The sequence below is a fragment of the Nonomuraea sp. NPDC001636 genome (genome assembly GCF_040298265.1).
Lineage (GTDB): Bacteria > Actinomycetota > Actinomycetes > Streptosporangiales > Streptosporangiaceae > Nonomuraea.
Genome location: NZ_JBEOZT010000009.1, coordinates 47915 through 72334 on the forward strand (window position 1 = coordinate 47915; position 24420 = coordinate 72334).

22 protein-coding genes are annotated in these 24420 nt (G+C 74.2%); 15 read left to right on the top strand and 7 right to left on the bottom strand.

Annotation, left to right across the window (positions count from 1 at the left end; all coding sequences use genetic code 11):
- The first annotated feature begins 31 nt into the window (after positions 1-31).
- From ABT158_RS18910 to ABT158_RS18935, 6 genes are all read left to right on the top strand, one after another.
- Positions 32-1471, top strand: coding sequence for an MFS transporter (locus tag ABT158_RS18910; protein WP_352354891.1), 1440 nt, complete (start codon positions 32-34; stop codon positions 1469-1471).
- A 35-nt stretch (positions 1472-1506) separates the two neighbouring features.
- Positions 1507-1983 carry a pyridoxamine 5'-phosphate oxidase family protein gene (locus ABT158_RS18915; RefSeq protein WP_352354893.1) on the top strand — a complete coding sequence of 159 codons (477 nt, stop codon included), beginning with the start codon at positions 1507-1509 and terminating at the stop codon, positions 1981-1983.
- 173 nt (positions 1984-2156) lie between these two features.
- Positions 2157-3239 (top strand): NAD(P)H-dependent amine dehydrogenase family protein, encoded by a 1083-nt coding sequence (locus ABT158_RS18920; protein ID WP_352354895.1) that lies wholly within the window; start codon positions 2157-2159, stop codon positions 3237-3239.
- Positions 3236-3772: a carboxymuconolactone decarboxylase family protein gene (locus ABT158_RS18925; protein WP_352354897.1), complete on the top strand. Its 537-nt coding sequence runs from the start codon at positions 3236-3238 to the stop codon at positions 3770-3772. The genes ABT158_RS18920 and ABT158_RS18925 overlap by 4 nt, the downstream gene beginning before the upstream one ends.
- Position 3773: 1 nt before the next feature.
- On the top strand, positions 3774-5387 hold the full coding sequence (locus tag ABT158_RS18930; RefSeq protein WP_352354899.1) for a GMC oxidoreductase: 1614 nt from the start codon (positions 3774-3776) through the stop codon (positions 5385-5387).
- 97 nt (positions 5388-5484) lie between these two features.
- Entirely contained in the window at positions 5485-6468 is a 984-nt protein-coding gene (locus tag ABT158_RS18935; RefSeq protein ID WP_352354901.1) for an alpha/beta fold hydrolase, read from the top strand.
- A gap of 49 nt (positions 6469-6517) precedes the next feature.
- On the opposite strand, the gene secD is transcribed toward ABT158_RS18935, so the two are convergent.
- The 4 genes from secD to ABT158_RS18955 form a co-directional block, all read right to left on the bottom strand.
- Positions 6518-8755, bottom strand: a complete 2238-nt coding sequence (gene secD / locus ABT158_RS18940; RefSeq protein WP_352354903.1) for a protein translocase subunit SecD — start codon at positions 8753-8755, stop codon at positions 6518-6520.
- A 38-nt stretch (positions 8756-8793) separates the two neighbouring features.
- On the bottom strand, positions 8794-9183 hold the full coding sequence (locus ABT158_RS18945; protein WP_352354905.1) for a hypothetical protein: 390 nt from the start codon (positions 9181-9183) through the stop codon (positions 8794-8796).
- 55 nt (positions 9184-9238) lie between these two features.
- Positions 9239-10849, bottom strand: coding sequence for an amidase (locus ABT158_RS18950; protein ID WP_352354907.1), 1611 nt, complete (start codon positions 10847-10849; stop codon positions 9239-9241).
- A 182-nt stretch (positions 10850-11031) separates the two neighbouring features.
- Positions 11032-12159: an esterase-like activity of phytase family protein gene (locus ABT158_RS18955; RefSeq protein WP_352354909.1), complete on the bottom strand. Its 1128-nt coding sequence runs from the start codon at positions 12157-12159 to the stop codon at positions 11032-11034.
- A 205-nt stretch (positions 12160-12364) separates the two neighbouring features.
- Between ABT158_RS18955 and ABT158_RS18960 the strand changes: the two genes are divergently transcribed.
- A complete protein-coding gene (locus ABT158_RS18960; protein ID WP_352354911.1) occupies positions 12365-14227 on the top strand; it encodes an ABC transporter ATP-binding protein in 1863 nt (620 codons plus the stop codon).
- A gap of 22 nt (positions 14228-14249) precedes the next feature.
- Here ABT158_RS18960 and ABT158_RS18965 read toward each other — a convergent pair whose 3' ends face one another.
- Entirely contained in the window at positions 14250-14792 is a 543-nt protein-coding gene (locus ABT158_RS18965) for a GtrA family protein (protein WP_352354913.1), read from the bottom strand.
- A gap of 288 nt (positions 14793-15080) precedes the next feature.
- Between ABT158_RS18965 and ABT158_RS18970 the strand changes: the two genes are divergently transcribed.
- From ABT158_RS18970 to ABT158_RS19005, 8 genes are all read left to right on the top strand, one after another.
- A complete protein-coding gene (locus ABT158_RS18970; RefSeq protein WP_352354915.1) occupies positions 15081-16094 on the top strand; it encodes an ABC transporter substrate-binding protein in 1014 nt (337 codons plus the stop codon).
- On the top strand, positions 16091-17131 hold the full coding sequence (locus ABT158_RS18975) for a methyltransferase (RefSeq protein ID WP_352354917.1): 1041 nt from the start codon (positions 16091-16093) through the stop codon (positions 17129-17131). Before ABT158_RS18970 ends, ABT158_RS18975 begins: the two co-directional genes overlap by 4 nt.
- 147 nt (positions 17132-17278) lie before the next feature.
- Positions 17279-18361 carry a hypothetical protein gene (locus ABT158_RS18980; RefSeq protein ID WP_352354919.1) on the top strand — a complete coding sequence of 361 codons (1083 nt, stop codon included), beginning with the start codon at positions 17279-17281 and terminating at the stop codon, positions 18359-18361.
- Positions 18358-19635: a DUF8832 domain-containing protein gene (locus tag ABT158_RS18985; RefSeq protein ID WP_352354921.1), complete on the top strand. Its 1278-nt coding sequence runs from the start codon at positions 18358-18360 to the stop codon at positions 19633-19635. The genes ABT158_RS18980 and ABT158_RS18985 overlap by 4 nt, the downstream gene beginning before the upstream one ends.
- Positions 19632-20018, top strand: coding sequence for a FixH family protein (locus ABT158_RS18990; RefSeq protein WP_352354923.1), 387 nt, complete (start codon positions 19632-19634; stop codon positions 20016-20018). The genes ABT158_RS18985 and ABT158_RS18990 overlap by 4 nt, the downstream gene beginning before the upstream one ends.
- A gap of 45 nt (positions 20019-20063) precedes the next feature.
- On the top strand, positions 20064-20672 hold the full coding sequence (locus ABT158_RS18995; protein ID WP_352354925.1) for a TetR/AcrR family transcriptional regulator: 609 nt from the start codon (positions 20064-20066) through the stop codon (positions 20670-20672).
- Positions 20669-20869: a ferredoxin gene (locus ABT158_RS19000; protein ID WP_352354927.1), complete on the top strand. Its 201-nt coding sequence runs from the start codon at positions 20669-20671 to the stop codon at positions 20867-20869. The genes ABT158_RS18995 and ABT158_RS19000 overlap by 4 nt, the downstream gene beginning before the upstream one ends.
- Position 20870: 1 nt before the next feature.
- A complete protein-coding gene (locus ABT158_RS19005) occupies positions 20871-22142 on the top strand; it encodes a cytochrome P450 (RefSeq protein WP_352354929.1) in 1272 nt (423 codons plus the stop codon).
- Positions 22143-22189: 47 nt separating this feature from the next.
- Here the strand turns inward: ABT158_RS19005 and ABT158_RS19010 are convergent, their stop codons facing one another.
- Both ABT158_RS19010 and ABT158_RS19015 read right to left on the bottom strand, forming a co-directional pair.
- Positions 22190-22963 (bottom strand): methyltransferase domain-containing protein, encoded by a 774-nt coding sequence (locus ABT158_RS19010; protein ID WP_352354931.1) that lies wholly within the window; start codon positions 22961-22963, stop codon positions 22190-22192.
- Positions 22964-23126: 163 nt separating this feature from the next.
- Positions 23127-24365 (bottom strand): methyltransferase, encoded by a 1239-nt coding sequence (locus tag ABT158_RS19015; RefSeq protein WP_352354933.1) that lies wholly within the window; start codon positions 24363-24365, stop codon positions 23127-23129.
- Positions 24366-24420 lie beyond the last annotated feature (55 nt).

A 24420-nucleotide genomic window follows, 5' to 3' on the forward strand; every position in this document is an offset into this window, starting at 1 on the left:
TCCTGTTGCACCCCTTGAACAGGAGACGACCATGTCCCTCACCTCCCGGCGCACCGCCCTGGCCGTGTTGTCGACGTCCGCCTTGATGACCATCCTCGACGGCAGCATCGTCACCGTGGCCATGCCCGCCATCCAGCGCGACCTGGGGTTCTCCCCCGCCGGGCTGAGCTGGGTCGTCAACGCGTACCTGCTCGCGTTCGGCGGATTGCTGCTGCTGGCCGGACGGCTCGGCGACCTCGTGGGCCGCCGGACGATGTTCCTGGCCGGGAACGCGGTGTTCACCGGCGCGTCCCTGCTGGCCGGCGTGGCGGGCAGCGAGGGCCTGCTCATCGCCGCCCGGTTCCTCCAGGGTGTCGGCAGCGCGATGGCCTCGGCCGTCGTGCTCGGCATCCTGGTGACGCTGTTCACCGAGCCGCGCGAGCGGGGGCGGGCGATCGCGGTCTTCAGCTTCACCGGCGCGGCCGGCGCGTCGATCGGGCAGGTGCTCGGCGGCGTGCTCACCGATGCGCTGAGCTGGCACTGGATCTTCTTCATCAACCTGCCGATCGGGCTGGCGACGATCGTGCTGGCGCTGCCCGCGCTGCCCGCCGACCGGGGCCTCGGCCTCGCGCGGGGCGCCGACGTGACCGGCGCGCTGCTGGTCACCTCGGGCCTGATGCTGGGCATCTACACCGTGGTCAAGGTCGAGGAGCACGGCTGGCTCGCCGTGCACACCCTGGCGTTCGGCGCGGTGTCGCTGGCCCTGCTCGCCGGCTTCTTCCTGCGCCAGGCCACCGCGCGCACGCCGCTGATGCCGCTGCGGGTGCTGCGCTCCCGCAACGTGGCCGGGGCCAACGTCGTGCAGATGCTGGCGCTGTCGGCGATGTTCGCCTTCCAGATCATCGTCGCGCTCTACATGCAGAAGGTGCTCGGGTACGGCGCCCTCGCCACCGGGCTGGCCATGCTCCCGGCGGCCGTGGCGATCGGCGGCGTGTCGCTGTTCGTGTCGGCGCGGCTGAGCGCCCGCTTCGGCGCGCCGGCCGTGCTGCTGGCCGGGCTGGTGCTGCTGCTGGCCGCGATGGCCTGGCTCACGCGGGTGCCGGTGGACGCCGGCTACGTCACCGACCTGCTGCCGGTCATGGTGCTGATCGCGGGTGGCGGGCTGGCGCTGCCGGCGCTGACCACGCTCGGCATGTCGGCCGCCCGCCCGGACGACGCCGGCCTCGCCTCGGGGGTGTTCAACACCACCCAGCAGATCGGCATGGCGCTGGGCGTGGCCGTCCTGACCACGCTGGCCGCCTCCCGTACGCAGGAGCTGCGCGCCGGCGGGGCGGCCGAGGCGGCGGCGCTGACCGGCGGCTACCACCTGGCCTTCGCCACCTCGGCCGGGCTGCTCGCGGCGGCCGTCGTGGTCGCCCTGGCCGTCCTGCGCCGGCCCCGGGCCGCCGCGTCCGCCGAGGCGTCGCGGGCCGACCAGCCCGCCGCCCTCTGAACCCCCTCTCGCACCACGAAACGGGACTGATCACCATGACCGAGCCCGCGTACGGCCCTGGACAGGGCCCCGGCGCCCGCCCCCTCACCGAGGACGAGCTCCTGCGGATCATCGCCCGCCAGCCCTTCGGCGTGCTGGCGACGCTCAAGCGCGACGGCCGCCCGCACCTGGCCTCGATGGCCCTGCGCTGGGACGCCGCCGGACGCGTCCTGCGCATCTCCTCCGCCGAGGGCCGCGTCAAGGTGCGCCACCTGCTCGCCGACCCGCGGGCGACGGTGCACCTGCAGGGCGAGAACGTCCTGTCGTACGCCGTCGCCGAAGGACGGGCGGAGGTCTCCGAGCCGTCGCTCACCCCGGGCGACGCCACCGGACGCGAGCTGCTGGAGATGGCCGGCGGCTTCCCCGACCCGGCGGACGAGGCCGCCTTCCTGGCGGAGATGGCCAGGGGCCGCCGCGTGGTCATCAGGATCCGGGTGGACCACCTGTACGGCATCGCCCTCGACGCCCCCTGACCGGCGGCCCCGGTTGCCGGGAGCCGGGCCCCGGTGCCGGCTCACGGGCGACCGCCTCGTCGACCCCGCCACCGGAGACCTGTTCATCAAGGCCGTCGAGGGCTGAGGGGGGCCGGGCGGGAGGCCGATTGTGGGCCCTGTACACCAAACCAAGCGCTTGCTACGCTCCGCCCATGACGTCCACCGTGGTGTGGGGTACCGGCAACGTCGGCCGCGCCGCCATCAGGGCCGTGGAGGCCCATCCCGACCTCAGTCTCGCCGCCGTCGTCGTGCACTCCCCGGACAAGGCCGGCCGCGACGCCGGGGAGCTCGCCGGACTCGGCCGCGACCTCGGCGTCACCGCCACGGACGACGCCGCCGCCGTCCTGGCCGCCCGCCCGAGGGCCGTCGTGTACGCCGCCTCCGGCGACCTGCGTCCCGACGACGCCCTGGCCGACGTCCTGCGGGCCGTCCGGGCCGGCGCCGTCGTCGTCACGCCCTCCCTGTACGCCCTCTACGACCACCGCGGCGCGCCGCCCGAGCTGCGGGACCAGGTGCTGGCCGCCGTCGCGGAGGGCGGCGGCTCGCTGTTCGCCTCCGGCATCGACCCCGGCTGGGGCAACGACCTGCTGCCCCTGCTGCTCAGCGGCCTCGGCTCGGTCGTGGACGCCATCCGCTGCCAGGAGATCTTCGACTACTCCGGCTACGACCGCCCGGACGCGGTCCGGTACATGGTCGGCATGGGCCAGCCCATGGACTACGAGCCGCCGATGATCGCGCCGACCGTCCCGTCCATGGTGTGGGGCGGGCAGGTACGGCTGATGGCGCGGGCCCTCGGCGTCACGCTGGAGGAGATCCGCGAGGTCGTCGAGCGGCGTGCGCTCGACCGCACGGTCACCACCGCCGGCATGGGCGACTTCGAGGCCGGCACCCAGGGCGCGGTGCGGTTCGAGGTGCAGGGCATCGTCGAGGGCGAGCCGCGCATCGTGATCGAGCACGTCACCCGCATCCACCCCGCCTGCGCCCCCGACTGGCCGCTCCCCCCGGACGGCGGCGACGGCGCCCACCGGGTCATCGTCGAGGGCCGCCCGCGCATCGAGGTCACGATCGAGGCCACCGACGAGGGCGGCAGCCGTTCGGCGGGCGGGAACGCCACCGCGGCGGGCCGGCTGGTGAACGCCATCGACTGGCTCGCCACCGCCCCGCCCGGCCTGTACGACGCGCTCGACGTCCCGCTGCGCCCCGCGTCCGGCCGGCTCGGAAGGAAGAACGCATGATCGTCGACGTTCCCGGCGGCAAGGACCCGATCGCGTACGTCTGGGGCGAGCTGGTCCCCGGCATCGGGACCGCCGCCTCGAAGTTCTCCATGGCCGTCTACGCCCACACCACGCTGGGCCTGCGCGAGTTCGAGGCGGCCCGGCTGCGGATCGCGCAGATCAACGGCTGCGTCTTCTGCCTCGACTGGCGCACCGAGCGCGACGGCGTCAAGGTCGAGGACGGCTTCGCCGACGCGGTCGCGGACTGGCGCACCACGGACGCCTTCGACGCGCGCACCCGGCTCGCCGCCGAGTACGCCGAGCGCTACGCCCTGGACCACCACGGGCTCGACGAGGAGTTCTGGTCCCGGATGACCGAGCACTACAGCCAGAACGAGATCGTGGAACTGAGCATGAGCATCGGTTCCTGGTGGGCCTTCGGCCGGCTCAACCACGTGCTGGGCCTCGACACGGCCTGCATGCTGACCGGCGGCCCGGCACCCTCCGTCAGACCGACCGAGTCCGCGTCAGACCGACCGAGCGAGGGCACGTGACATGAACACCAGCCGCCGCACCTTCATCGCCGGAACCGCCTCCCTCCTGGGCGCCGCCGCACTGCCCGGCCGCGCCGCCGCCGCCACCGCCGCCACTGCCGCCGTCGCCGACGGGCCGATCGCCGACGGCGCCCGCGTGCCCGTCCTGGTGATCGGCACCGGGTACGGCGGCTCGGTGGCCGCCCTGCGCCTGGCCCAGGCGGGCGTCGAGGTGCACATGATCGAGATGGGCATGGCCTGGGACACGCCCGGCCCGGACGGCAAGATCTTCTGCAACACGCGCGAGCCCGACTATCGCTCGTACTGGCTGCGCACCAGGACCAAGGCGCCGCTCAACTACTTCCTCGGCTTCCCCATCGACCGGGACATCCCCCGCTACACCGGCATCCTGGACGCCGAGGAGTTCGCCGGCATCACGGTCTACCAGGGCCGCGGGGTCGGCGGCGGCTCGCTGGTCAACGGCGGCATGGCCGTCACGCCCAAGCGGGAGAACTTCGCCGCCGTGCTCCCGTCGGTCGACGCCGACGAGATGTACGGCGTCTACTACCCGCGCGCCAACTCCGGCCTCGGCGTCGGCCTGGTGGACCCGGCCTGGTTCGACACCACCGCGTGCTACCAGTACGCCCGCGTGGGCCGCAAGCACGCCCAGCGCTCCGGCTTCCCGTTCACCTTCGTCCCGGACGTCTACGACTGGGACTACATGAAGCAGGAGGCGGCCGGCACGGCCACCCAGTCGGCGCTGGCCGGCGAGATCCTGTACGGCAACAACCACGGCAAGAAGTCCCTGCAGAAGACCTACCTGGCGCGGGCCCGCGCGACCGGCAGGGTGACGATCTCGCCGCTGCACCAGGTCACCTCGGTCGCCCCGGCGGCGGGCGGCGGCTACACCGTCCGGATCGACCAGCTCGCCACCGACGGCTCGGTCACCGCCGCCAAGACCGTCACGGCCGCCCGGGTGTTCTTCGCCGCGGGCAGCGTCGGCACGAGCAAGCTGCTGGTCAGGCTGAAGGCCACCGGCGCGCTGCCCGGCCTGGACGACGAGGTCGGCAAGGGCTGGGGCGACAACGGCAACGTCATGTGCGGCCGGGCCAACCACCTGTGGGACCCGACCGGCAAGCTGCAGTCGGCCATCCCGTGCGCGGGCATCGACAACTGGACGGCCGGGGGCGCGTTCGCCGAGGTGGCGCCGCTGCCGACCGGGATCGAGACGTACGCCTCGTTCTACCTGTCGATCACCAACACCCCGCACCGGGCGCAGTTCTCCTGGAACGCCGCGACCGGCAAGGTGGACCTGAGCTGGCAGACCGCCTGGAAGCAGACGTCCATCGACATGGCGAAAACGATCTTCGACAAGATCAACGCCAAGGAGGGGACGATCTACCGCACCGACCTGTTCGGCGTGTACAAGATCTGGGGCGACCACCTCACGTACCACCCGCTCGGCGGCGCGGTGCTGAACAAGGCCACCGACAACCACGGCCGCCTGAACGGCTACCCCGGCCTGTACGTCATCGACGGCTCGCTGATCCCCGGCAACACCACGGTGAACCCGTTCGTCACCATCACGGCGCTGGCCGAGCGGAACATCGAGAAGATCATCGCCACCGACCTTTAGCGCAGGGTTTGCCGAAACGGCAACGGAGTTGGCGGGCCGCGGCACGGGCCGCGCATGATCCTGGTGACAGGCCAGGACTCATGTGCGTGGAGGAACGATGTCGCAGCTCACCCCGGTCGCCGAGGGCGTCCACCGTCTGGTGCCCTCCCCCGCCGGCCGCGTCCATCTCGTGGAGGCGGGGCAGGGGCCGCTGGTGCTGCTGGTGCACGGCTTCCCCGAGTCGTGGTACTCCTGGCGGCACCAGCTCCCGGCGCTGGCCGCCGCCGGGTACCGGGCGGTGGCGGTGGACGTGCGCGGCTACGGCCGCTCGTCCAAGCCGGCGGACGTGGCCGCGTACCGGATGACCGAGCTGGTCGAGGACGCCGTGGCGGTGGTGCGGGCGCTGGGCGAGCGGACCGCGGTGATCGCCGGCCACGACTGGGGCTCCTCGATCGCCGCCCACAGCGCCCTGCTCAGGCCGGACGTCTTCCGCGCGGTCGCCATGCTCAGCGTGCCGTACACGCCGCGCGGCGGGCCGCGTCCCACCGAGACGTTCGCCGCCATGGGCGGGACGGACGAGTTCTACGTCAGCTACTTCCAGACGCCCGGCCGCGCCGAGGCCGAGATCGAGCCGGACGTCCGGGGCTGGCTGGCGGGCACGTACGCGGCCCTGTCCGCCGACACCAAGCCGGGCCCGGACGCGCCCCACCCGCTGTTCGTGGCCCCGGGCGGCAGGATGCGCGACCGGTTCCCGGCCGGCGGCACGCTGCCCGGCTGGCTGAGCGAGGCCGACCTCGACTTCTACGCCGCCGAGTTCGAGCGCACCGGCCTGACCGGCGCGCTGAACCGCTACCGCAACATGGACCGCGACTGGGAAGACCTCGCGCCGCACGACGGCGCGCCGATCGTCCAGCCCTCGCTGTTCGTCGGCGGCGCCGAGGACGACACGACCCGGTGGCTGTCCGGCGCGATCGACGCCTTCCCCACCACCCTGCCCGGCCTGGTCTCCTCCCGGCTCCTGGACGACTGCGGCCACTGGATCCAGCAGGAACGCCCGGCCGAGGTCAACGCCATCCTCCTGGACTGGCTCGCCCGGCTCTGACCCCGCGACGCCGCGGGCCCGCTTGCGCGAGGCGGGCCCGCGGCGCCGGTCACAACACGGCTCCCGAGCCCTCGCGGGGCCGCCGGGCGGCCTTGGGCGCGGGCGGCTGGGGGGCCGGACGGCGGTCGTACCGGGCCAGGCCGATGGCCGCGGGACCGGCCACGAACGACGACGTCAGCGTGCCCACGACGATGCCGGTGACCAGCGCGATCGCGAAGTCGCGCAACGAGTCGCCGCCGAAGAGGGCCAGCGCGACCAGCACGAACAGCGCGCCGAGCCCGGTGTTGACGGTCCGCGGCACGGTCTGCAGGATCGCCGTGTTCACCGCCTCGGCCAGCGGCGCGGTGCGGCGGGCGGCCCACAGCTCGCGCACCCGGTCGAACACCACCACCTTGTCGTTGACCGAGTAGCCGACCACGGTCAGCATCGCGGCGAGGAACACGCCGTCCACCGGCTTGCCGAGCCAGGCGAACAGCCCGATCACCACGGCCAGGTCCACCAGCAGCGCCAGCACGGTCGCCGTGCCGAACGTCCACCGGAAGCGCACCGCCAGGTAGAGCAGCTGCGCCGCCACGGCCACGCCGAGCGCGATGACGGCGTTGCGGCGCAGCTCCTCGCCCAGCGTGGGGCCGATGAACTCGTCGCGCACCTTGCTCACCGCGCCGCCCCGCCCCTCCAGCGCGGCCTGGACCTTGGCCGGGTCGAGCTGCCCCGCCCGCACGGTCACGCCGTCGGCGGCGGCCTGCACGACCGCGCCCGGATAGCCCGCCTCGCTCACGAGCCGCCGGGCCGTGTCGGCGTCGACCGTCCTGGACGTGCCGAACTCCACGAGCCGGCCGCCGGTGAACTCGACCCCGAAGTCCAGGCCCCGGGTGAACAGCCCGGCCAGCGCCGCGATGACCAGGCCGCCCGCGACCGCCAGCCACAGCTTCCTGGCCTTCATGAGCTGGGGGTTGCGGCGGGCCAGCCACGTCCGGACCGCGCCCGGCGAGGCCAGGCCCGACAGGCGCGGCCCGATCCGGCCGATGACCGCCTGGGTGAGCACGCGGGTGATCAGCATGGCCGACACCAGCGAGGCCAGCACGCCGATCGCCAGCGTCACGCCGAACCCCTTGACCGGCCCGGAGGCCAGCCCGAACAGCAGCGCGGCGGCGATGAGCGTGGTGACGTTGGAGTCGGCGATGGCGCTCCAGGCGTTCCTGAACCCCCGGTTCAGCGCCGGGGCGAGCCCGCGGGCCGGGGCCAGGCCGTACTCCTCCCTGGCGCGTTCGAAGACGAGCACGTTGGCGTCGACCGCCATGCCGATGGCCAGCACGAACCCGGCCAGGCCGGGCAGCGTGAACGTCGCGCCCATCGCGACCAGCGCGGCGTAGGAGATCAGGCCGTAGCAGGTGAGCGCGATGGCGGCGAGCAGGCCGGACAGCCGGTAGATCACGATGATGAACAGGGCGGTCAGCACCAGCCCGGCGATCGCGGCCTTGACGCTGGCCTCGATGGCGTCGGCGCCCAGCGTGGGGCCGACCGTCCGCTGCTCGACCAGGTCGAGCGGCACGGGCAGCGCGCCGCCCTTGATCAGCACGGCCAGGTCGCGGGCCTCCTCGTGGGTGAAGGACCCGGTGATCTCGGTGTTGCCGCCCGGGATGCCGGCGCCGCACGGCACGGACGGGTCGAGCTGCGGCGACGAGATGATCTTCTTGTCGAGCACGATGGCGACGCGCCGCTTCGGGTCGCCCGCGGGCTGGCAGGCGGCCGCGCCGGTCATCCGCTGCCAGGCGTCGGCGTCGCGGAAGTCGACCGTGACCGACCAGCCGGGCCCGCGCTGCGGGTCGCTGCGCTCGGTGGCGTCGCTGACGCCGTCGCCGCTGATCGCCGCCGGGCCGAGCGCGAGCGGGCTGCCGCTCTCGTCGGGCAGCGCGGTGGCGTCCCCGGCCTTGCCCGGGCCGGTGACCGGGTGGAAGGCGAGCTGGGCGGTGCGGCCGATGACCTCGGCCGCCTTGCTCGGGTCGAGCACGCCGGGCAGCTCGACGATGATCCGCTTCTCGCCGGAGCGGGCCAGGGTGGGATCGACGACCCCCAGCGCGTCCGCCCGGCGGCGGAGCACGTCGAGGGCGCGGTCGGTGGCCGAGGAGTCGGCCGTGACCGTCGGGGAGTCTCTGGCCTCGAAGACGAGCTGGGTACCGCCGCGCAGGTCGAGGCCGAGGCGTGGCGTGGCGGTGAGGGACAGGATGATCGAGGTCGCGATGACGGCGAACGCCGCCAGCGCGCGCCACATGGGCGCACGTGACATGAGGCCTCCACAGGCTCAGGTGTGCGGAAGAAGGATCTTCAGAGCACCGTGGAGGGAGGCGCGCGGGCCGCCGCCGCGCCTCCGGGCCGGTCGGCGGCGGCACGGGCGGCGGGCCGCCGTACGACGGCCGACCAGACGTGGAGCAGCCGGGCCGGGGCCGCGGCGGGCAGCGCCTGCCCGCCGGGCCCGGCCTGGTCGTGCCCCGCCTGCCTGACCTGCGCGAGCGGAGGCGGCGGCGGCGTGGAGCCGAGCCGGGCGACGGCGAGCGGGTCGGCCGCCGCCTGGATCGCCGTGACCTGCGTGACAGCCTGCGTGACGGCCTGCGTGACGGCCGGGGCGGCGACCTGGGCGGCGACGGCGGCGTGGCCCGTCGCGGGGAGCAGCCACGACAGGACGAGAAGCAGCGCGGCGGGCAGCCTGGTGCGCACCTCGCCTCCTTCCCGTCGTGACCGTCGCCCCTACCGTAGCCCGCCGCCGGGTCGCTCAGGGCAGGGTGCGCAGGTACGTCGGCGGTTTGCGGACCTGAGCGGCCTGCTCGAAGGCGTATCCGAGAGCGATCAGGGACGGCTCGGAGAACCGCCCGCCGAAGAACGTGACGCCGAGCGGCAGGACGTCCCTGGCGTACCCGGCCGGGACGGTGACCGCCGGATAGCCGGAGATCGCCGAGGGCGCGGAGGAGGAGACGAAGCCGGTGAAGTCGTCGCCCTTGGTCAGGTCGGTCAGCCAGGCCGCGTGGTTGGTGGGGGCGAGCAGCGCGTCCAGGCGGCCGGCGGCCATCGCCGAGTCGATCGCGCGGCGGGCCAGCGTGGTGGCCCGGTCGCGGAGTGCGCGGTAGGCGGGGTCGTCCAGGTCGCCGGTGGTGGCCTGCGCCTGTTCGAAGACCTCCTGGCCGAAGTACCGCAGCTCGGTCCCGGCGTGCCGGCGGTTGAAGTCGATCAGCCCGGCCAGGTCGGCGGGGTGCCGTCCGGGGGTGGCGGCGAGGTAGGCGTTCAGGTCGTGCTTGAACTCGGTCAGCAGCGCCGGGAACTCGGCCTCGCCGGCCTGGTCCATGCCCTCCAGCTCGACGTCCACCACGGTCGCGCCGCGGGCCCTGAGGGTGGCGACGGTGGCGTCCAGGGCGGCGCGCACCTCCTGGTTGTCGCCCGCGACCGAGCGCCACACGCCGACGCGGGCGCCGTTCAGGGCGCCGGGACGCAGGGCCTTGAGGTAGTCGCGGTCGCCACCCGGGACGGTCGCGGGGTCGCGCGGGTCCGGTCCCTGGATGGCCGAGAGCACGGCGGCGGCGTCGGTGAGGTTCCTGGTGATCGGCCCCGCGGTGTCCTGCCGGGCCGAGATCGGCACCACGCCGGCCCGGCTGACCAGCCCGATCGTGGGCTTGATGCCGACCACGCCGTTGATCCCGGCCGGGCAGACGATCGAGCCGTCGGTCTCGGTGCCGATGGTGACGGCGGCCAGGGTGGCGGCGGCGGCGACCGCCGAGCCGCTGCTCGACCCGCAGGGGTTGCGGTCGAGGACGTAGGGGTTGCTGGTCTGCCCGCCGATCGCGCTCCACCCGCTGGAGGACGGGCTGGAGCGGAAGTTGGCCCATTCCGACAGGTTGGCCTTGCCCAGGATCACCGCGCCGGCCGCCCGCAGCCGCTGGACGAGGAACGCCTCCGCGGCCGGCCGGGCGCCGAGCAGCGCCTGCGAGCCGGCGGTGGTGCGCAGCGGCGCGGCGGTGTCGATGTTGTCCTTGAGCAGGACCGGGACGCCTTCCAGTGGCCCGTGCGCGCCCCGGCGGCGGCGCCGGTCGCTGCGCTCGGCCTCGGCCGGCGCGTCGGGGTTGGTCTGGACGACCGCGTGCAGCAGCGGGTCCACCGCGCGGATGCGGTCGAGGTAGAAGCGGGTCAGCGTCACCGCGTCGAAGCGGCCGTGGTCCATGGCGCGTTGCAGGTCGAGCACGGTGGCGCGGTCGAGGTCCAGCCCGCGCAGGACGGTGCCGGCGGACGGCGGGGCCGCCTCGCGCGCGTGCGCGGGGACGGCCGCGGTTAACCCGGCGGCGAGCGCGAGCGCCAGAGCGGCGGCCGCCCGGCGTGCGGGCTTCAGGAGAGTCATGGCTGTCGAGCGTAGCCATGATGCTTTCCCGGGAAAATATTCCAATTCGTATATATCCACCACCGTCGGCCCGGCCCGGCCCCCGCGCGTGCGAAGGCCGGACCGGCGGCGGGGCGGCCCCGCCTACGCGGTCCCGGGCCGGTGGCCGGGCGGGCCTTCCCCCACGGGCCGGTGGCCGGGCGTCAGGGGCAGCCGGTGGCGGCGAAGGCCGTGAACTGGCTGACCTCGTTCCTGCTGAAGTTGTCGTCCGAGCCGATCACCAGCGTGCACTCCCCACTGGCCAGCCGCGGCCCCCACGACATGGCCTCCAGGTTCTGCACCGGCGGCCGGAAGTCGCCCAGGTCGTAGACCAGCCGCTTGCTCACCGGCCGGTACCCGGCGCTCAGGTCGTCCCGGCTCAGCACGTTGGTCGCGCCCGTCAGGTCGATCTCGTACAGCTTGACCTTGTAGTCGACGCCCTCGATCCAGGAGCGTTCCAGGGCCAGGTAGCGGTGGTCGTCGATGGGCAGGATCTCCGAGACCCCGCTGTCGGACTCGCCGGTGGGCGGCACCGGCGCGGCCGGGAGCGCGTCGAGCGGGTAGACGAACTGGCCGCGCGGGACGCCCCGCCGGTCCCACACGGTGAGCCGGGCGGGCGCGCCGTTCCGGACCGTGGACGGCTCGCCGTCCTCGTACCGCGGGCCCTCGGTCATCGCCGTGATCCGGCGGGCGGTGACGGCCAGGCCCTCGAAACCGGCGTTGCGCCGCGGGCCGTGCTCGGTCGTGGTCAGGCGCAGGTTGCCCGGCAGGCGCAGGTCCCCCTGGTGCCGGCCCTGGAGGTCGGCGGCGCGCACGCCGGAGGCGGCCAGCGGCAGGTCGGGGTGGCCGGCGTCGGGGCGGTCGCCCTCGTCGCCCCACAGCAGGCGGCCGGACCAGCGGTCGTACCTGATGGACTCGGGGTCGGCCGAGCCGGGCTTGCCGTAGCCGGGATAGGGGGTGCCGTCCTGCCTGGTCAGCGTGGTGACGCCGGTCAGGCTGATGCCGGTGAACGCGCCCGAGTCCCGGTCGATGTCCAGGCGGGCGGTGTAGAAGCGGGCGGGACCGTAGCGCCAGCGGTCGTCGGAGATCAGGTACCAGGCGCCGGTGCGCGGGTCGCGGTCGATGCCCGACACCCCGCCGACGGTGGTGCCGTCGAACTGCATCAGGTACGGCAGGCGCTGCTCCCCCAGATACCGGGTGATGCGGACCTCCTCCCGCGGGGCCGCCCAGGCGGGCTGGGTGACGCTGATGGCGACCGCGCACGCGACCGCGAACCCCGTGATTCTTCGCATTCCGTCCCCTGTGTCGTTCTGGTTACGTGGAGTGACCGGGGGACATGAAATCGTGCCCGCGCCCGCCGGGCGACCGGGACACGCCGCCGCCCGCGCGTCTTTGCCTGGCGGGCCGTGGACAGGCGGGTGGCGCACGGGCCACCGTCCTGTCACTCCGGCGCGCGAAGCGATGGAAACCGTCGGTGCCCGCCCGCACACTCAGCGCATGCCCGATGAGCCTCTGGAACTCGGTGAGATCACCGTCTCCGACTGGTACGCCCACAACGACAAGATGGCCGAGGTCGGCTTCCTGACCATCGCCAGGCGTCTGCCCTCGCTCGTGGCGCAGGCGATGAGCATGTCCTGGCGGGCCGGCCCCCGCGACACCGTGGCCACCATCGCGCTCAACCTCCTCGGCGGCGTCTTCACCGCCTTCGGCCTGCTGGCCACCACCGGCGTGCTGAGCGCCCTGTTCAGCGAGGGCCCGACCCCCGACCGCGTGCTGGCCGCCCTGCCCAGCCTCGTCCTGGTGGGCGTGGCCGCCGTGCTGCGCACGGTGGTGCAGGCCGGCGCGGGCTGGGCGCAGTCACGCCTGACCCCGCAGATCTCCCGCCACACCGAGGAACGCCTCTACGGCCTGACCAGCCAGGTGGAGCTGGTCGCCTACGACGACCCGGAGTTCCACGACAGCCTCGAACGCGCCAACATGCGCGGCGTCAGCGTGGCCGGCGCGGTGGTCAGCTCGGCCATCAACGTCGTCACCGCGGCCGTCGGCATCGCGGCGGCGGCCGGCGTGCTGGGCGTGCTCCACCCGGTGCTGCTGCCGCTGCTGCTGCTGGCCGTGCTGCCCGACGCGTGGGCCACCGTGCGCGGCGCCCGCATGCGCTACTCGACGATGTACTCCCTCATCCCCGCCCGCCGCCGCAAGTGGATCATCGCCGAGCTGCTGGCCGACCGCGAGCCCGCCGCCGAGGTGCGCTCGTTCACCATGCGCGGCTTCCTGCTGCGCATGTACGACGCCGTCGCCAGGGCCGAGCAGGAGGTGCTGCTCACCCTGGCCAGACGCCAGACCCTGGCCGGCCTGGTCGGCGAGGCCCTGGGCGGCCTCGGCACCGCCCTGGTCTACGTCGCGCTGGGCGTGCTGCTGGCCGTGGCGGCGATCCCGCTCGCGGTCGCGGGCACCGCGGTGCTGGCCATCAGGACCGGCCAGTCCTCGCTGGCCAACCTCCTGTACGCCACCAACCGCCTCTACGAGGACGGCCTGTACTTCACCGACTTCCTCCAGTTCTGCGCCGACGCCGAGCGCCGCGTGCCCACGGCCCGCTCCGCGGCCGCGCCCGAGGGGTTCGAGCGCATCGTGGCCGACGACGTGACGTTCACCTACCCGGGCGCCGACCAGCCGGCGCTGCGCGGGGTGACGGTCGAGATCAAGCGCGGCGAGGTCATCGCGTTCGTGGGCGAGAACGGCTCCGGCAAGACCACCCTGGCCAAGATCCTGTCCGGCCTGTACGAGCCCGACACCGGCACCGTCTTCTGGGACGACGTCGACCTGGCCGACGTGCCCCCCGACGACCTGCGCCGGCGCACGGCCGTCATCGCCCAGGACCACACCCGCTGGCCGCTCACCGCCCGCTACAACATCACCATGGGCACCGACAAGGGCGAGCCCGCCCTGGTCGCGGCGGCCTCGGTCGCCGGGGCCGACGAGGTGGTCGCGGGCCTGCCGCACGGCTACCGCACGCTGCTCGACCGCCGTTTCAAGGACGGCTGCGAGCTGTCCGGCGGCCAGTGGCAGCGCATCGCGGTGGCCAGGGGGTTCCACCGGGACGCCGACCTGCTCATCTGCGACGAGCCCACGGCGGCCCTCGACGCCCGCGCCGAGCACGCCCTGTTCGAGCGCATCCGCGACCACTCCGAGGGCCGTACGGTGCTGCTCATCACCCACCGCCTGGCCAGCGTGCGCTACGCCGACCGGATCTACGTCCTCGACCACGGCAAGGTCACCGAGCAGGGCGACCATCAGGCGCTGATGGCGCTCAACGGCCTGTACGCCGACCTCTACACCCTCCAGGCGGCCGCCTACCGCTGACCCCGCCTACGGCTGCCCCCCTCTACCGCTGACCCTGCCGGACGCCGGACCTGCGCGGCTTGCGCTTGGCCACCGGCAGGGTGCGCCGTCCGTGGTACCGGGGAAGGGCGGCCGGCCGCACGCCGACGGGGTGGGTCTTCTCGTCGGGGAAGACCCACTTCCGCAGCGCCCAGAAGCGGAAGACCATGGCGATCACCGTGCCGACGAGCTGCGCGCTCACGAAGTCGGCGATCTCCTGGGCCGCCAGGCCCACGTCGGGGGCCTCCAGGCGGAACACGTAACGGGAGACCCACAGCGGCGCCGAGCTGAGCACCAGGCCGATGCCGCTGACCAGGAAGAACAGCCCCGCCTCGTGGCGGCGCTCGCGACCGCCCCTGAGCCGGAACGACCACTCGCGGTTGAGCACGTAGGACACGATCGTCGCCACGAGCACCGCGATGATCTTCGCGGTGACCGGCTTCGGTTGCAGGATGGTCAGCTTCAGCCCGTAGAACACCGCGTTGTCCACCACGAACGTCGCTCCGCCGACCACCGCGAACTTCAGCAGTTCACGGTGCCTCAGCACGAGCGCCTGCAGCGGCGCCGGTAACCTCGCGATTACTGCTTCTGCGATTCGGAGCACTCTCGATCTTCTCATCCGTCCGGACCGCGGACGACGCTCACCCCGTCGCGGCCAGGCTGCCGCGCCGGACGGGTCGCGGTCGATCACGGCGGTCTGACAAGGCGGCCATCCCGTTCTGACCGGGCGTTGCAAGGCGGGCCTCCCGATGGTGCACTCAAGGACGTTGGTTCCGACCTGTGTTCAGGCCGCCAGCGGGAGCGAGGGCCGGCGGCGGACCTCGAAGGGAGAACCGTGAGACGATTACGTCCCCTACTGCTGTTCCTGCTCGCCGCCCTGCTTGCCGCCCTGCTCGCGGCCTGCGGCGGGGCCGCGCCCGGCGGCCCGCGGCCGACCGGTTCCGGCGCGCCGCTGGAGAAGATCCGGATCGGCGTCATCCCGATCCCCGACAGCGCGCTGGTCTACCTCGCCCGCGACCGCGGCTATTTCGCGGCCGAGGGGTTGTCGGCCGAGCCGGTGACCGTCCAGGGCGGCGGCCCGGCGATCGACCGGATGAAGGGCGGCGCCCTGGAGTTCGGGCTGGTCAACTACGTGACGGCGTTCCTGTACCAGCGGCGCGAGCCGGGGCGGCTGAAGCTGGTCGCCGACGCCTACCACGCCGCGCCGGGCGCGTTCCAGCTGTTCGTGGCGCCCGGCAGCCCGATCAGGAGCCCGCGCGACCTGCGGCGCTCCGGCGGCGCGAAGAAGAGCGTCGCGGTGGCCACGCTGCGCTCGGTCGGCACGCTGAGCGCCGAGACGGTGCTCGCCGCGGCCGGGGTGTCCGCGGACGACGTCGCGTTCAAGGAGATCCCCCTGCCCGACATGCCGGCCGCGCTGGCCGCGCACGCGGTGGACGTGGCGTGGATGACCGAGCCGTTCATCACCGCCTACCGCCGGCAGGGCGGCCGGTCGCTGGGCGACGCCATGGCGAACGTCCCCGCTGGATGGCCGATCGCGGGGTGGGCCACGACCGCCTCGTACGCGGCCGCGCATCCCCGGGCCGTCGCCGGGTTCCAGCGGGCCATGGCGCACGCCCAGCTCGACGCCCGCGACCGGAACCTGGTCACCGGGGTGCTGGGCACGTACACGAAGATCCCGCGCGAGGTGCTGCCGACCATCACGCTCGGCTCGTTCCCCGCCGCGCTGGAGCCCGAAGGGCTGCGGTCGGTGGTGGACACCATGGTGAGGTTCGGTTACCTGCCCGCGCCGGTGCGGGCCGAAGACATGATCGTCCGGCCGGCCTGGGAGTCGGGGAAGGGGAACCCATGAGCGAGACGCCGGAGCGGGCGCGGGTGCTGCGCCTGATCGACGACTTCATCCTGTACGCCGCCGTCCGGGCCGCGCTGCGGCTGTCGGTCTTCGACCTGCTGGCCGCCGGGCCGTGCGCCGTGCACGAGCTGGCCGACGAGATCTCCGCGGGCGGCGCAGGCCGTCCGGACGAGATGCTGCTCGGCCGCCTGCTGCGCGCGCTGGAGCACCTGCGGCTGGTCGAGCGGGACGCCCGCGGCCGCTACCTGCTCACCGGCGAGGGCGACCTGCTCACCAGCGGCCGGGACGACTCGCTGGCCCCCGCCGCGCTGATGTGGGGCGAGGAGCTGTGGCGCGACTCGGCCGACCTGCTGCACCGGACGATCGTCGGGGGCGCGCCCGCCGCGCTGGAGCTGCACCAGGTGGACTCCCCCTACGCCTGGCTGGGCGCCCGGCCCGCGGCCGGCGCGCTGTTCAACGAGTTCATGGCCACCCGCAGCGTCACCGTGGCCCGCGCGCTCGCCGAGCAGGACGTGACCGGCGTGGACGTGGTCGCCGACATCGGCGGCGGCACCGGCATCGTCCTGGCCACGATCCTGGCGGCCCACCCGCGGCTGCGCGGCGTGCTGTTCGAGCTGCCCGAGGTGGCCGCCCAGGCCCGCCGTCACCTGGACGGGCGGGCGGGCATCACGGTGGCCGAGGGCGACATGTTCACCGACCCGCTGCCCCGGGCGGGCCTGTACCTGCTGGGCAACATCCTGCACAACTACCCCGACGAGCAGGCCGCCAAGCTGCTGGCGCGGCTCGCGGCCCTGATGGACGGCCGCGCCGAGCTGTGGATCGTGGACGCCGTCCTCGACGACGACCCGCTCCGCTCGCCGACGTCGGCGGTCGCGCTGGACATGAAGATGCTCACGCTGTTCAGCGGCGGCCAGGAACGCACGCTGACCGAGGTCGAGAGCCTGCTGGGGGCCGCGGGGCTGCACGTCGCCCGCACCGAGCCGCTCCCCCACGGGCTGCACCTGGTGGTGGCCAGGCAGCGCCCGGCTCCGGCGTGAGCCCCGGCCGCCGCGCACGTGCGGCGGCCGTCGGCGAGACTGGCGGCCACGGGCGTCGGCCCGGGCCGCTCGGCGATGGTGATCTTGGGCTTCCCGCCACTTCGCGGCTTCTGGAAGTATTCGATCATGGAAGAAGGGAGACGCGAAGTGGCAGAGGCCAACGCGGGCGTACGGCGATTACTTGCGGACTCTGGGGAGCCGCGCGGATGGGTCCCGCTCCGGGCGGATCTCGTCACGGCGCTGCTGGGGGTCTGGTTCGGCGTCGGACTGATGATCGACGCCTGGGCGCACACCAATCGCAGCGACCTGGAGACGTTCTTCACGCCGTGGCACGCGGCGTTCTACTCCGGGTTCGCGGCGGTGTCCGGCTGGATCATCTGGCAGGTGTTCCGCAACGTGCGGCTCGGCCGGCAGGGGGTCGCGGCCGTTCCCCAGGGTTATCTGGCCGGGCTGGTCGCCATCCCGGCGTTCGCGCTCTTCGGGCTGGCCGACATGACCTGGCACACCGTGCTCGGCATCGAGACGAGCGTCGACATCCTGTTCAGCCCGTCGCACCTGGGGCTGATCGTGACCATGCTGCTCATCATCACCACGCCGCTGCGCTCGGCCTGGAACGCCCCCGACGTCGGCGTCCGGCCCTCGCTCGGGCGGCTGTTCCCGGCGCTGGCCGGTCTCGCGTTCGCGGCCACGCTGGTGTCGCTGTTCCTGTCGTACGGCGACGCCCTGCAGTACCGGTCCGCGCGCGTCGTCGTGGCGTTCTCCAGCGTGGACGGGCCCGGCGCCGAGCATCTGGCCACCTCCATGGTCATCAGCAACGTCGTCCTGCTGGCCCCGGTGCTGCTGGTGGCCCGGCGCTGGAATCTGCCGTTCGGCGCGGTGACCGTCATGTACACGATCGCCGTCCTGATGCCCGGCGCGCAGACGGCGTTCGAGAACGCGTCCACCCTGCTCACGTTCGTCGCCGCGGGCCTGGCGAGCGACGTGCTGATCCGCCTGCTGCGCCCGTCCGGCGCGCGGCGGGGCGCCTACTGGGCCTTCGCCGGGCTGTCGGCCTTCGTCACCTGGTCGCTCTACATCGGGGTCGCCTCGGCGGCCGTGGGCAGACTGCCCGCGGTGCCCGAGCTGTGGACCGGCGCGCCGGTGGTGGCCGGGCTGATCGGCCTGGCGCTCGGGGCGCTGTTCCTGCCGAACGCGCTCCCCGCGGACGCGGCCGACGCCGGACGGGCATGATCCGGCCGCTCCGGGTCCTGTGTCTCGTCGCCGTACTCATGCTCGCGGGCGCCGCCCCGGCCGCGGCCCACAACGTCACGGCCGGGGCGGACCTGCGCTTCGCCCAGACCATCGCCGGCGCCGAGCTCACGGTCGTGATCAAGGGCACGTCGCGGGTGCCGGGGCCGCTGCTGATCGGCGTGATCGCCTACGAGCCGGCGACCGGGCCGCCGATCGGCCTGGAGGTGCGCTCGGTCGAGGACGGCCACAAGGCGACGGCCACCGCGCAGCCGTCCGCCACCCCCCGGTACGTCCAGATCGCGGTCGAGCGCACCGGGCCGCACGAGCTCCGGCTGACGGCGGGGGGCGAGGTCGCCGTGCTGCCGTTCCGCGTCCTGGTGGACCGCGGTTCCGCCGGCGAGTTCCTGATCTACGGCGGCCTGCTGGTGGCCGGGTTGCTGCTGGTGGGCGGCCTGCTCACCGGGGCGCTGTCGCGCCGGACCCCGGCGATGCTGCTGGCCGGCGGCGCGGCGGCCGCGGTGACGGTGGCCGCGATGGTCGTCGTGTTCGAGCCCTCGCTGCCGCCCCCGCCGCCGGACGGCGCCGCTCCGGCGGTGAACACGACGGCCCTCGGACGGCCCTTCGCGCAGGGACGGGTGACGACCGTCCCGGCCCGTCCGGCGGCCGGCGAGGAGTTCACGCTGCGCCTCGACCTCACCGACGGCTCGACCGGGCATCCGGTGGACGACCTCGTCCTGCACCACGAAGCGCTCGCCCACCTGGTGGTCACCAGCGAGGACGGCGCCTACTTCCGGCACCTGCACCCGCTGCGCACCGCGCCCGGACGGCTGGAGGTCCGGCTGCGCGCCGACCGGCCGGGCCGGTTCCTGGCCTACGCGGAGCTGGAACGCGAGGACTCCGGCGGCCAGCTGCTCGACGGCGAGTTCCGGGTCGCCGGGCCGGCGGTGGCCGCCCCGCCGCCGGTCCCGCCCGGGACGGGAGGCACGCCGGTGGTGCGGCCGTCCGTGCCGGTCGCGGGGCGTCCGGCGGCGATCGAGGTGGGGCTCGGGGTCACGCCGCGGCAGTGGCTGGGCATGTCGGGGCACCTGATCGTGCGCAGCCAGGACGGCGCGTTCCTCGGCCACGTGCACGAGATGGGCGCGCCCGCGCCCCGGCTGCGCTTCACGTTCAGCTTCCCGGCGCCGGGCCGCTACCTGGCCTGGGCGCAGTACGCGGCCGCCGACCGGATCGTGACCGTGCCCTTCACCGTCGAGGTCGCGGAGGCTCTCCGATGAGGCGGATCCTGGCCGTCGCCGCGCTGCTGGCCGCGGCCCTGGCGGTGTTCCTGTACGTGCGCGGCTCGGCGCCCGGCCCGCTCACCCTCACCAGCACCGGCGAACGGTACGCCGTCACCGTCCTGGTCCCGAGGCCGACGACGGGCCGCGTCACGGCCGAGGTGCGGGTGACCTCCGGCGACCCGCACACGGTGGCAGTGTCCACGGTGATGCCCGGCATGGGCCACGCCACCCCGGAGATCGTCGCCGGCCCGCGGCAGCCGGGCCGTTACGTGGCCGAGGGCGAGTTGTTCCCGATGGCCGGGGTGTGGGAGCTGTCGGTCCGGCTGAGCGGCGCGGCGGGAGAGGAGGTGCTGGTGGTGAAGGCGCCGATCACGGGATAGGAGGCCGCTCTTGACGGATGAAATGAACGATCTTTTAATTCGTCCATGGGACGTATCGCCGGCGTCACCGCCGCCGAGACGCGGGAACGCCTGCTGCGCGCCGCCGCGGACGTCTTCGCCAGGCGCGGCTACGACGGCACCCGCGTCGCCGACATCGCCGCCGCCGCCGGGGTGAGCAACGGCGCCCTGTACGCCCACTTCGGCTCCAAGGCCGGCCTGCTCGTGGCCGCCCTGGGCGCGCACGGGCGGCGGCTGATGGACGGCCTGTTCGCCGACGACCCCGATCGGCCGGTCGCCGACCTGCTCGTCGCCGCCGGCCGCCGGCTCCCCCGCCCTCTGGACGCCGGCGGCGACCTCGTCGTCGAGGCGCTGGCCGCCGCCCGCCGCGACGAGGACGTGGCGCTGCCCATGCGCGACTACGTCGGCGAGCGCGCCCGCCGGCTGGCCGGCCTGGTCCGCGCCGGCCAGGACGGCGGCGAGCTGGACCACGCGCTGTCACCCGAGGCGGTCGCCCACTTCTGCCTCCTGCTCGCGATGGGCAGCGCGCTCGTCGCCCCGGACCCCCACCAGGTGGACGAGGAGGAGTGGGCCAGGCTGCTCATCCGCGTCGTCGCCGCCCTCTCCCCCGCCCCACCGCACGAAGGAACGCCGTGAGAGTACAGATCGACCCCGAGCGCTGCCAGGGACATGGCCGCTGCTACGACCTCGCCCCCGACCTGTTCGGCGAGGACGACGAAGGTTACGGAACGGTCCTCGGCGACGGCGAGGTGCCGCCCGGCCAGGAGCGCACGGCGCGGCTGGCCGTCTCCAACTGCCCGGAGCGGGCGATCGACCTGCTCGGGGAGGCGTGACATGAGCGTGGACGAGCGCTTCGTCAAGAACTTCGGCGAGCCGGGCGACGGCGAGGAGCTCGGCACCCGCAGCGAGATCGTCACCGGCCCGGTCTCGGACTGGGCCACCGACTTCTCCCACCTGGAGCCGGAGTGGGCCGCCGACCCGTACCCGATCCAGGACGACCTGCGGCGGCGCTGCCCGATCGCGCACACCGACCGGTTCGGCGGCGGCTGGCTGCCCACCCGCTACGAGGACGTCGCGGCCGTCGCCTACGACACCGAACGCTTCTCCTCACGCTCGATCATCATGAGCAACTTCCGGCCGCCGCGGGAGAGCGCGCCGGTGGGCGGCACGCCGCCGATCTCGTCCGACCCGCCCTTCCATCACGACGCGCGCAAGCTGCTGCTGCCCGCGTTCACCAAGACGGCGGTCGCCAGGCGGGAGGAGTCGACGCGGGCGCTGTGCCACGAGCTGATCGACGGCCTGGAGGGCCAGGACGTCGTGGACGCCGCCCGCGACTACGCCCAGCACATCCCGATGCGGGTGATCGCCGACATGCTGGGCTTCCCGCCCGAGGACGGCCCGCGCTTCCGCGAGTTCATCGAGAACGCCCTGGAAGGCGTCAACCTGCCGCCCGAGCAGCGGACCGCCAACATGGGACGGCTCTTCGACTACCTGCTGGACCAGATCCGCGACCACGTGGAGCACCCGCGCGACGACCTCACGACGTACCTCGTCGAGGCCGAGCTGTACGGCCACAAGCTGGAGGCCGGGCACGTGGCGGGCACGATCGCGCTGCTGCTCATCGCCGGGATCGACACCACGTGGAGTGCGATCGGGGCGTCCCTGTGGCACCTGGCCAAGACCCCCGCGGACCGCGAACGCCTGGTCGCCGAACCCGCCCTGCTCCCCACCGCCATGGAGGAGTTCCTGCGCGCCTACGCCCCCGTCACCATGGCCCGCCTCGTCAAAGACGACATGCACTGGAACGGCGTCGACATGAAAGCCGACGACTGGGTCCTGCTCTCCTTCCCCGCCGCCAACCGCGACCCCGCCCACTTCGACCACCCTGCCCACATCCGCATCGACCGCGAGGTCAACCGCCACGCCGCCTTCGGACTCGGCATCCACCGCTGCGTCGGCTCCCACCTGGCCCGCATGGAACTCCGCACCGCCCTCGACGTCTGGCTCCAGCGCATCCCCGTCTTCACCCTCGCCGACCCCGACGCCGTCACCTGGGCGACGGGCCAGGTCCGCGGCCCCCGCACCCTCCCGCTCCGCATCGCCTGACCCGCGCCCGGCCCCTCGCCCGCCCCTCGCCCCCGCCAGGGCGCCGATCACCCGGCTTCGGCCGTCACCAGGAACAGCAGGGCCGAGGCCAGGAAGGGGCGGGAGCGCAGGTCGTCGAACCACTCCTCGGCGCCGGGTGCGAGATGTCCGGCGCCGACGGCCCTGACCAGGTTGCGGCGCAGGCCGAGGACCTGGTCGGCGGTGGCCAGGTCGCGGAAGACCGGCGCGACCGTGGCCACCGACCGCACCGTGAGGCCCGCCTCCTCGCACAGCCGGGCCAGGCTGCGGCCGAGCGTGCCGTGGCGGACGATCTCGGTGGAGATGAACCGGGCCAGCGTCCGGCCGACGTCCGGGCGCGGGGAGTCGACGAGCATGCCCTCCCAGTCGGGTTCGGCCATGACGATCCGCGCCCCCGGACGCGCCACCCGGCGGAACTCCGCCAGCACCCGCGCCGGGTCGTCCACGTGCTGCAGCACCCGGTCGGTACGGGCGCGGTCGACGTTCCCGTCCGCGAGCGGCAGCTCGTGCACGTCCCCGGGACGCACCTCGACCTGGGGACGTCCGGCCAGACGGGCGGCCGCCTCGGCGACCATCGCCGGGTCGCGGTCGAGGCCGATCACCCGTCCGGCAGGGGTGACGGCGTCGGCCATGGCGGCGAGGTCGGTCCCGGGGCCGCAGCCGAGGTCGAGCACGGTCTGCCCGGGCCGCAGGTCCAGCAGGTCGAGGACCTGCCGCTTGTACCCCCTGCCGACGTCGGTCGAGGCGACGTGGTCGAGGTAGGCGATGGGGTCGGGGCGGGAGGCGGGGTCAATGTCGATCATGAATCCAGCCAACCAGACGCGTTCGCAGATCCCGGGGACACGAGGTGAAGGTTCCGTGCACCCGAGCCCCCGGCCGCGCGCTGCCGCCCGGGGGCGGGTGGGCGCGCGGTCCGACTGCCCGGCCCGGCTCAGGGGCCGGGCCCGGCCGGGCGGGGTGGGGGCGTCAAGTGCGGCGGAGGCGCCACAAGGAGGTGGTCTCGGTGGCGCGGGCGGCGTGCAGGGGGTCGGTCCGGTCGGAGGCGCGTGGGTGGCGTGGCCGGGTCCGGAGCCGGTCCACGACCCGCAGGCCCGCGCTCGCGAACGCGGACAGCAGCTCGGCGCGGGTCCGCAGCCCCAGCCGTTCGGCCAGGTCCGACAGGATCAGCCAGCCCTCGCCCTCCGGGGTCAGGTGCTCGCCCAGGCCGTCGAGGAAGCCGCGGAGCATGCGGCTCCCGGGGTCGTAGACCGCGTGATCGAGGGGCGAGGCGGGCTTGGCCGGGAGCCAGGGCGGGTTGCAGACGACGAGCGGCGCGCGTCCGGGCGGGAAGAGGTCGGCCTCCCGGACGTCGACCCGGCCGGACAGCCCCAGCCGTCGCACGTTGTCGCGGGCGCAGGCCACGGCGCGCGGGTCGCGGTCGGTGGCCACGACGCGCTCGACGCCTCTGCGGGCGAGGACCGCGGCGAGCACGCCCGTCCCGGTGCCGATGTCGTACGCCCCGGCGCGCGAGACCAGCGGGGCCGCGGCCACCAGGTCGACGTACTCGCCCCGCACCGGTGAGAAGACGCCGTAGTGGGGGTGGATGCGGTCGTTCAGGGCGGGCACCTCGACGCCTCGCCTGCGCCATTCGTAGGCCCCGACGATGCCCAGCAGCTCACGCAGCGAGATCACCGAAGCCTCCGTCGCGGGCCCGTAGACCTGCGCGCAGGCGCTCCGCACGTCGGGGGCGCGCCGCAGGGGGACGCCGTGGTCCGGGTCGAGCGGCACCAGCAACCGGCCCAGCGTGACGGCCCGCTGGGAGCGGGCCTGCCGGTGCTGGTGGAACGCCTGCGCGAGCGAAGACGCAGGCACGGGCAGGTGAGCGGACGCGAGGTCCGGCGAGGGCGAGGGCGTGGCCCCGAGGGCGGGCGAGGGTGGGGGCGCGGGGGCGGGTGGGGGCGGGGGTGTGGGGGACGGGGAGCGGGAAGGGCGGGGTGAAGGTGCGTGGTGGTCGGCGCGGCGGGTCATGGCGCGGAGCAGGCGGCGGGCGGCGTGGAAGTCGCCGCGCCACAGCAGCGCCGTGCCCTCGCAGGCCAGCCGGTACGCCGTGGCCGCGGCCAGGCGCTCGTCGGCGATCACCACGCGCGCGGGCGGCGGCGAGCCGTTCTCGGAACGCCAGCGGGCCGACCGGACCTCGCCGTCTTCGGTCCAGCGGATCTCGAGCACTCAGGGCTCCTCATGATCGAACCAGTGATGGCCATGAGAAGCACTTCGACGCGGA